The sequence below is a fragment of the Mesorhizobium sp. M1E.F.Ca.ET.041.01.1.1 genome (assembly GCF_003997355.1).
GTDB lineage: Bacteria > Pseudomonadota > Alphaproteobacteria > Rhizobiales > Rhizobiaceae > Mesorhizobium.
The window spans coordinates 1-8,202 of sequence record NZ_RZSL01000268.1 but is presented as its reverse complement, the minus strand read 5'-3'; the positions used below and the strand labels follow the sequence as shown (position 1 = coordinate 8,202).

The window sequence follows — 8,202 nt, the reverse complement described above, 5'->3', positions numbered from 1 at the left end:
CGTCCATCATGCGGGCAAGGGCGGGAAGCAGCGCGGTACTTCCAAGCGCGAAGATGCTCTCGATACCGTCATCAAACTGAGCAACCCAGATGGCTACCAACCAAGCGAGGGAGCACGTTTCGTGATCAGTTTCGAAAAACAGCGCGGGTTCCTCGGCGACGATGCTGAGCCTTTTGAGGCCAAGTTCACGGAGAAAGAAGGCGTGGGCTCTTGGGAGGTAAGACCAGTCGGCAAAACGGCCAAGATGGAGCGAGTGGCAGAATTGGTTGCTAGCGGAAAATCCTATCGGGAAATAGAAGAACAAACAGGCATATCAAAATCTGATGTTGGACGGTTGTCCAAGAAGGCCCGGAAACTTGGCCTTCTAATGGAAGACGCAGATGCCGGGACACTTGTTCAAGATAATACTACGTCCCACTAAAAGCCCTTCCCTGCCTGTCTTCCACTAACGTCCCAACCCCCTTTTTAAAGGGGGTGGGACAGTGGGACAGCGAAGGGGCGAACGGACACCAGGAGAAGAAAATTTTCAAAACCTCATTCCTCGAGGCGATGGGGCCCCACATCGACGACTGGGGCCCGCTCAGGGGCTTGGGGGGAACCTCCCCGGTAGGGGCAGCCGATCAGATCATCTTCATTCCTTTGCCTCAGCCGCCTCGCATCTCCGGGCCGATTTTTGAGCGTCAAATCCGAGAATTGATGCTCACAAATCCGTTTTCGTATTAAATTCAATAACCTGACGGTCGGAAGCGCTTGGTTGTTTAGGGTTGGGGTAAGGCAACGGGTAAGAATGGAAGCTCTCACGGCTGGTATTGCCGAGCCGAGGAGAGCTGCCGTATGGAAAATGACTCACGCCAAGCATTCCGTGATTGCACGGTGCCGATGTCAGCGGGGAACGAACATGGATATGGAACTTTACGGGAAAATATTTCTGAACCCTAAATCCGAATATAACAGCCTCTACAAATGGTCTCTGCAAGAAGTAGATGACAACGGCGCAGCCGGAGAGCATTACATCCCTTGGCGGTTCAGCCTCTATTTCACAGCGACCGAGATTAACATAATAGAGAGCATTGGCGCGCAAGATGACGGCAACCCTGACAGTGCTATGAAGGTGAACGTCGAACGCCGGATCACCGCAACGCTAGTTCCGGGAGACGTCCGGGACAGCTCCGACCGCCATAATACCGTGTATTCGATGTTTCGAACTGGTCGCATTATCTCTGATTTTCAACTCTCCATAGAGCCGTTAAACGAAGTGGATCAGAGAAGGAATGGGAAAGTATGGGGGACTGTTAGCTACTCGATCGAAATAGATTTTAGAGATCTGGTCACACCGGACACCATTGTGTTTTACCTCTATGTCGATATGGACACGTTTGAACGTCTTGAACGAAAGATTTCGGCATCGCAAATCGACCAGGCCGTTGTCCGCGTCGGTAGGGTCGAGGGTTTCTATGCTGAATGGTCGCCTGAGATTTCAACATCCTTCGTCAAGGTTTTGACCGAAGGTTCGGAACATGACGTCGAAATTCCGGAGGGATGCGACGTCAATCCTCCCCGTCTCGGAACGTTAGGGGAAATCCAGCTTTACCTTAGACGTGCGAATAAGCTTGTCGAACGCGACCTCCATTTTGTGGATCAGAGATAACGTGAGGGCCGAAATTCCCGCTAGGCAGACTTTCTCAAGACAGCCACGTTGTCCACCGTGATTGCCTGCATACGGATTGCCCATTGCTCCAAAGCGTTCCGTTTTTCGCTCTCGTATTCGTACCGGTTATAGATTGCGGCAACGCCGCTCACTTTGCCGGTCTTGTGGTTTAGAATGGCTTCGGTTACTTCCTGTTTGACGCCAAGCTTAGCCAGTTCCGTGGCACACGTGCGGCGCAAGTCGTGCAGATGCCATTCGGGCAGAGCCGGTTCTCCGCAATGTTTGTCCAACGTCTTCTTGCCGTTGCTGAAGCCGCTGAACGGTGTTGTCGCGGTCGTGGTGAAGACGTAGTCGGAAGGCCCCCCGTCCGCATCTACGATCCTGGGCAGCGCCTCAATGATCGTCTTCGCCAGCGGTGCTATTGGCACGATGTGGGGCCGGGAGTTCTTAGTTCGCGATGCTTCAAGCGTGATCGCGGTCAAATCGGCGGAAATTTCGGACCATTTGAGTTCCGCGATCTCGTCCCGGCGCTGTCCCGTCAATAAGAGCAGTTGCACCATCGGTCCGAAAGGATATGCGCATTTCTCTGCAGCCTTCCAAACGGTCTTGATTTCGTCGTGCGTTAGCACGCGGTCACGGCTGGACGGTTTGGCCGGCGCTTCGGCAAGCTCGATAATGTTGCGGCCGATGGCGCGAGCTACTGGCTTCCAGCGGAAGAATGCGGATAGGACCGCAAAGGCGTTGCGGCGAGCGCCGGGCGTCAGCTTCTGGAGGAGCTTTTCAACGTCTCGGTAGTCGATGGTCCTAATATCGGTAACGTGGTTCCAGTTCGGCAGAATACTGGTCGCGATGATCCTTTCGTACTCGTCTGCCGTCGATGACTTGACCGGCCTGCCCTTAAAGCCTGTCGTGCGAGCGGTCTTGACGAAATCATCAAACCAAGTGGCAAGGCCTGTCTTGTCGATTTTCTGTTGCCGGGGATCATTGCCCCGCTTGGCGTCGTTTCGCACGCGTTCGGCGATCGCACGCGCCTGTGTGACGTTGAGCGCTTGCGTTGGCGAAATCAGAGTTCCAATGCGGTCGTCTTTGCTGCCCTCTTTGTCATAGCGGCCGATGGTCACTTTGGCCGCCTTGCCATCAATCTTGGTCCGCACCGCCCATGACAAGGCTCCGCTTGGCTGCACTACCAGATAGAGCCCAGATTGAGTGCTGTCGGGTATCTCTTGCCGTGTGGTCGGTGGTTCCAAATTGTCGATGAACGCAGCGGCTTTTTTGAACTGTCCAGGGATCGAATTAGGCATCGGTTCCGCTCCGGGGTAACCTCAGGGGTAAACTGGGGTACGTTATTGCATGTTATGGAGCGTTATGCAAACCGATGCTCAGTTCAGCCTAATTGCCTGATTTTACGTAATTTTGTGGCAAAGAATGTTATGAATCGTTACCCCACGGGGTGGTCTGGCATAAAATTTGTAAACCGAAGGTCGCGGGTTCGATCCCTGCCGGGGGCACCATCCTTCGCTCTTCGAGCTTCGGATGGCAGGCCACCCGAAGGTCGCTAGACGTGCGAACGGACCAAAGCGACCTTGCTACGAGGCTGTTGCAACTTCGCCGGCGGCTGTTCCACCGAACGTATTCCTTACCCTCACCGACTTGAACACATAGGCAACCCAGATCCCGGTCAGAACAAATCCGGCGATAGGTGCTGCCAGCGCATCTCCCGCGAGAACCTGGCTGATTGGTGCGCCTAGAATCGTTGAGGTCCAAACAGCGTCGAGCGCGAACACAAATGGGATCGCGATCCACTGGTACAGGAATAGCTGTTTGAAACGAGGGCTCCGCCGTAGCATTGCGACGAGAACAACCAATTGCAGCAGTGTAAACCCCAGCAACAGCACGATTTCGCCACAGACGGCCAAAGGGCCATTAGGTAACGTCATGAGCTGCCGGTAACCCTCACTCGAGGAAAACAGCTCGGCCAGCGTGCGGAACGGCGCCAAGGTCTGGCCGATTGCCAGCAGCATCAACCAGCCTCCAAATCCCACCAAGTCGCCTGGATTCTGCGACGGCTTGGCCGCCGAGCGGACGGCAAAGAAAACAGGCACACCGACCAGCAGCAGAACGATTGCCCAATGCCAGATGGAAAATTGCATCCAACCCCTCCCTCAAGATGCCCTTCTAGGTTGTAGCAGATCTCAATTTCAACTCAAGAGGCAATCTCGGGGAGTAAAGCGCCGCCTTCGCGGTCCAAGTGACGAAAGTCGTCCGATAGCCGAAACCAGAGCAGGCTTCGAACCTGGCGCTGCCGGCAAGACCCGTCGCCCTATATTTCTGGCAAGATGCTATTCCGACTGGATGCTGCCATGTCGCGAACACTGATCGTCATTGGTCTCAGCATGGTCGCCATAGGCCTGCTGTGGCCCTGGGTGACCCGGATCGGCCTTGGCAGGTTGCCAGGCGATATCGTGATCGAGCGTGAGAATTTCAGGCTCTACGTTCCCATTACCACGGGAATACTGATCAGCATCGTGCTCTCGGCGATCCTGTGGCTGATCAACCGTTAGGGGACGCTGCGGCCCTCGCCTCGATCGTCTCACATCCCAATCGCCGCCACCAAGATCCTGTTCTGCCTTCGAATCGCCGCGCGCAGGTCCGGTATCTTCGCCTCATCTCTCTTCACAAACTCGATGAACATCATGTTCATGTTGTTGAAGATCAGCTCGCCCACCGCCGGGCCGTCGATGTCTGGCCGCACCAGGCCGATCTCCTGCAGCCGCGCGATCAACGCCCGGATCTGCTTGGTCAACTCACGGTCCAGCGCGGTATAGGCCTGGCCGAACGGGCTGTCGGGCAATTGCGTCGAGATCGCCATCGCCTGCCGCCACATCTCCTTGCTCAGATAATTCAGCGAGTGCTCGATATAGATGCCGATCAGCGTGTCGAGCGCGTCGCCGACATTGGCGGGCGGGCGGGCTACCACCCCTCGCCCGGCATTCAGCACCTCGTTGACCTCCATCGAGACGATGGCGCCGAGGATGTCGCCCTTGTTCTGGTAGTAATTGTAGATGGTGCCGATCGAGACCTCGGCCTGCGCCGCGATCGCCTCGATCTTGGCGCCTTCATAGCCGGCTTCGCGAAACAGCGAGGTCGCCGCATCGATGATGCGACGGTGCCGGTCCGCCTTCTGTCGTTCGCGCAATCCGCTCATATCGGCCTCTCTGCCACAAAATCATAATTGACTCAATTTTAGAATTGGTTCAACTTTTCCGTAAGAAGCCAGCAAGGCAGGGAGAACACTCGATGACCGCCAATGCCCGGAATCCGCTTTCCACCTTGAAGTCCCATCTCGGAGCCGCTTGCGCGGCCGCGGTGCTGCTCATCGCAGCGGGCGGTGCCCGGGCCGACGATCTCAACGCGCTGATCTGGTGCGACCACTCCGATCCGGCGCTGCTGGAGCCCTTCGAGAAGGCAAACAACGTCAAGGTCAACGTCAAGGAATTCGAGGGCACCGGCGCGGGTCTCGCCATCATCGAGCAGTCGCAGCCCGGCGATTGGGATGTGATGGTGATCGATTCCATCGACGTTCCGCGCGGCGTCGAAAAGGGCCTGTTCGAGCCACTGCCCGAAGACAAATTGCCCTTCGCCGACCTCTTCGCGGAAGTGAAGATGGACAAGTCCACCACCATCGACGGCAAGCGCTACGGCATCACCGAAAAATTCGGCTACAACACGATCGGTTTCAACAAGACCAAGGTCGATCCGGCAGACATGCAGTCGCTGGCCTCGCTCACCGGCGACAAATACAAGGGCAAGATCGCGATCTACGACTACTACCTGCCGGTGATCGGCATGGCGGCTTTGGCCATCGGCAAGAAGACCGCGGACCTCACCGAAGCCGACCTGCCCGCCCTCAAGGCCGAGCTCATCAAGATGAAAGCCAACGCCAAGCTGGTCGGCGAAGTCACCGCCAGCCAGACCGCTTTGGCCACCGGCGAGGTCGACATCCTTGTCGGCGGCGGCGAATGGGTGACGGCCGGTCTCGCCAAGGAAAATCCGGCGCTCGACTTCTCGATCCCGAAAGAGGGTGCTGTGCTGTGGTCGCAGTCGCTGGCCATGTTCAAGGATTCCAAGAACAAGGACATGGCGCTGAAGTTCATCCAATACATCATGAGCCCAGAGGGCCAGGCGCGGCTTGCCACCTCGTCCTGCTACTGGGGCATGCCGGCGAACACCAAGGCGGCGCTGAGCGACGAGCAGAAGAAGACCCTGCGCTTCGACGAGCAGCCGGGCTTCCTGGCGCGGGCCCAGGCCTATCCGGCGCCCAACGCCGACCTCGACAAGAAGATGCAGGATATGTGGACCGAAATGCTGCAGGCGCAGTAAATCGGCCGATGAGCATTTCCAGAAGCAACTCGCGTGCCCTGCCCTGGGCGCTGGTCACGCCGGCGCTGGCGTGGACGCTTGCCTTCTTCGTGCTGCCCTTCATCGCCATGGGGCTTTCCAGCCTCACGGCGCATGAAGGCGGTGGGCTGACTTTAGCCAATTACAGCCAGTTCTTCACCGATCCGTCCTACTGGCGGGCGATGGTGAACTCGCTGGAGGTCACCGCCGTCGTCACCGTGATCTCGATCCTGCTCGCCTATCCCTTCGCCTGGATCCTCGCGGAACAAGTGCCGGAGCGCTGGCAGAGATTGGCGCTGATGCTGGCCGTGCTGCCGTTCTGGACGTCTTACGTCGTGCGTTCCTATTCCTGGCTGCTGGTGCTGGCGCAAAACGGCGTCATCAACCGGGCGCTGACCGGCCTCGGCGTGACCGCCGAGCCGCTGCAGCTCGCCAACACGCGTTTCGCCACCGTCACCGGCTTCGTGCATTTCTTCGTCATGCTGCTGACGCTGACGATCTTCGCCAATCTCAAGCAGCTCAGCCCGAGCTACCGCAAGGCGGCAGCCGATCTCGGCGCCGGGCCGGTTCGCACCTTCCTGCATGTCGTGCTGCCGCTCACCCTGCCCGGCATCATGGTCGGCGCCTTCCTCACCTTCGTGCTCTGCATCGGCGACTACATCACGCCGCAGATCCTCGGCGGCAACAACGAGCTGGTCATGCCGCAGCTGGTGATGATGCAGATCGGCCGGCGCGGCGACTTCCCGCTGGCTTCGGCGCTGTCGATCATCCTGATGGCCGTCGTCACCATCGCCTATCTCGCCTGCGCCCGCTGGCTGAAGATCGAGCGGGCCTGACGATGCGCGTCACGGTCCGCATCGCCGCCTGGCTCTACGCTATCGCCATCTACGGCTTCATCTTCCTGCCGGTGGTGGTGCTGGTGCTGTTTTCGCTGCAGGCGACCTCCTTCCCGATCCCGCCCTTCACCGGCCCGTCGCTGCGCTGGTATCAGGCGGTTCTGTCCGATACGCGGCTCACCTCGGCGCTGGTCAATTCGCTGCTGGTGGCGGTGCTGTCCTCGCTCAGCTCCGTCACCCTCGGCTTCCTCTCCGCCTGGGGGTTCGCGCGCTTCGTGCTGCCGGGCTCGGCCATCTTACGCGGGCTGATCACGCTGCCGCTCACCGTCAGCTATCTGATCATCGGCATGGGCTTGCTGGTGCTGTTCAACTGGGCCGGCGTGCCGAAGTCGCTGCTTGCGGCCGGCATCGGCCATGTGGTGATCAACCTGCCGCTCTGCTTTGCCATCATCTACAGCCAGATGGGCGATCATCAGATCAACATCGAGCGTGCCGCCCGCGACCTCGGCGCGGCCGAATGGAAGGTGCTGCTCTTGATCACGGTGCCCGTGATGGCGCCGGCGATCTTCGCCGGGTTCTTCCTGTCGATGACCTTCTCCTGGGACGAGTTCGTCATCTCCTTCCTGCTCACCCGTTTCGAGACGACGCTCCCCGTCGAGATCTGGAACCTCTTGCGCTCCGGCCTCAATCCCAAGACCAATGCCGTCGGCTCGCTGGTCTTTGCCGTCTCCATCGTCCTGGTGGTGTTTTTCGAACTGACCCTGCTGCGGAGAAAGCCGGCATGAGCGCGCCCCTCGTCGACATCCGCAACGTCTCGCATCGCTTCGGCCAGCTTCCGGTGCTGAAGAATGTCTCGCTCGCCATCGAGCCCGGCAGCTACACCATCCTGCTCGGGCCGTCCGGCTCCGGCAAGACGACGCTGCTTTCCATCCTCGGCGGCTTCGTGACACCCAGCGAGGGCAAGGTGTTCATCCGCGGCGAGGACTGCACGTCCGTGCCGCCGGCCAAGCGCCCGACGACGACGGTGTTCCAGGACTATGCGCTGTTTCCGCATATGAGCGTCGGCGGCAATGTCGGCTTCGGGCTGCGCATGCAGGGCGTCGACGGCGCGACGCGGGCGGCGAAGGCGCGCGAGGCGCTTGCGCTCATCGGGCTGGCGGCCGCCTTCGATAAGAAGCCGCATCAATTGTCCGGCGGCCAGCGGCAGCGCGTGGCGCTGGCCCGCGCGCTGGTCATCGAACCGGCCGTGCTTCTGCTCGACGAGCCGCTCGGCGCGCTGGATCTCAAGCTGCGCCGGCAGATGCAGGACGAGCTGAAGGC

Annotated in this window: 10 protein-coding genes; 7 read left to right on the top strand and 3 right to left on the bottom strand. The window is 59.0% G+C overall.

From position 1 onward, the window contains the following. Both EOA38_RS20830 and EOA38_RS20825 read left to right on the top strand, forming a co-directional pair. Positions 1-421 (top strand): hypothetical protein (locus EOA38_RS20830; protein WP_189434770.1); only part of this gene is annotated, 421 nt, incomplete at its 5' end. 477 nt (positions 422-898) lie between these two features. Continuing rightward, entirely contained in the window at positions 899-1,648 is a 750-nt protein-coding gene (locus tag EOA38_RS20825) for a hypothetical protein (RefSeq protein WP_127300113.1), read from the top strand. Between the two features lie 20 nt (positions 1,649-1,668). Here the strand turns inward: EOA38_RS20825 and EOA38_RS20820 are convergent, their stop codons facing one another. Next, the gene (locus EOA38_RS20820) at positions 1,669-2,949 is read right to left on the bottom strand and encodes a site-specific integrase (RefSeq protein WP_127300112.1); all 1,281 of its coding nucleotides are present in this window, start codon (positions 2,947-2,949) and stop codon (positions 1,669-1,671) included. Positions 2,950-3,234: 285 nt separating this feature from the next. Further along, positions 3,235-3,798 carry a DUF2569 family protein gene (locus EOA38_RS20815; RefSeq protein WP_126094137.1) on the bottom strand — a complete coding sequence of 188 codons (564 nt, stop codon included), beginning with the start codon at positions 3,796-3,798 and terminating at the stop codon, positions 3,235-3,237. Between the two features lie 210 nt (positions 3,799-4,008). On the opposite strand from EOA38_RS20815, the gene EOA38_RS20810 reads away from it, so the two are divergent. After that, positions 4,009-4,209, top strand: a complete 201-nt coding sequence (locus EOA38_RS20810; RefSeq protein WP_127300111.1) for a DUF2905 domain-containing protein — start codon at positions 4,009-4,011, stop codon at positions 4,207-4,209. A gap of 29 nt (positions 4,210-4,238) precedes the next feature. Here EOA38_RS20810 and EOA38_RS20805 read toward each other — a convergent pair whose 3' ends face one another. Next, a complete protein-coding gene (locus tag EOA38_RS20805) occupies positions 4,239-4,853 on the bottom strand; it encodes a TetR/AcrR family transcriptional regulator (RefSeq protein WP_127300110.1) in 615 nt (204 codons plus the stop codon). Between the two features lie 92 nt (positions 4,854-4,945). Between EOA38_RS20805 and EOA38_RS20800 the strand changes: the two genes are divergently transcribed. The 4 genes from EOA38_RS20800 to EOA38_RS20785 all read left to right on the top strand — a co-directional run. Next, positions 4,946-6,028: a spermidine/putrescine ABC transporter substrate-binding protein gene (locus EOA38_RS20800; RefSeq protein WP_127300109.1), complete on the top strand. Its 1,083-nt coding sequence runs from the start codon at positions 4,946-4,948 to the stop codon at positions 6,026-6,028. Between the two features lie 8 nt (positions 6,029-6,036). Next, a complete protein-coding gene (locus EOA38_RS20795; RefSeq protein ID WP_127300108.1) occupies positions 6,037-6,882 on the top strand; it encodes an ABC transporter permease in 846 nt (281 codons plus the stop codon). 2 nt (positions 6,883-6,884) lie between these two features. Next, the gene (locus EOA38_RS20790) at positions 6,885-7,667 is read left to right on the top strand and encodes an ABC transporter permease (RefSeq protein ID WP_127300107.1); all 783 of its coding nucleotides are present in this window, start codon (positions 6,885-6,887) and stop codon (positions 7,665-7,667) included. Next, a partial coding sequence (locus EOA38_RS20785) for an ABC transporter ATP-binding protein (RefSeq protein WP_145966016.1) occupies positions 7,664-8,202 on the top strand: 539 nt, incomplete at its 3' end. The genes EOA38_RS20790 and EOA38_RS20785, both read left to right, overlap by 4 nt.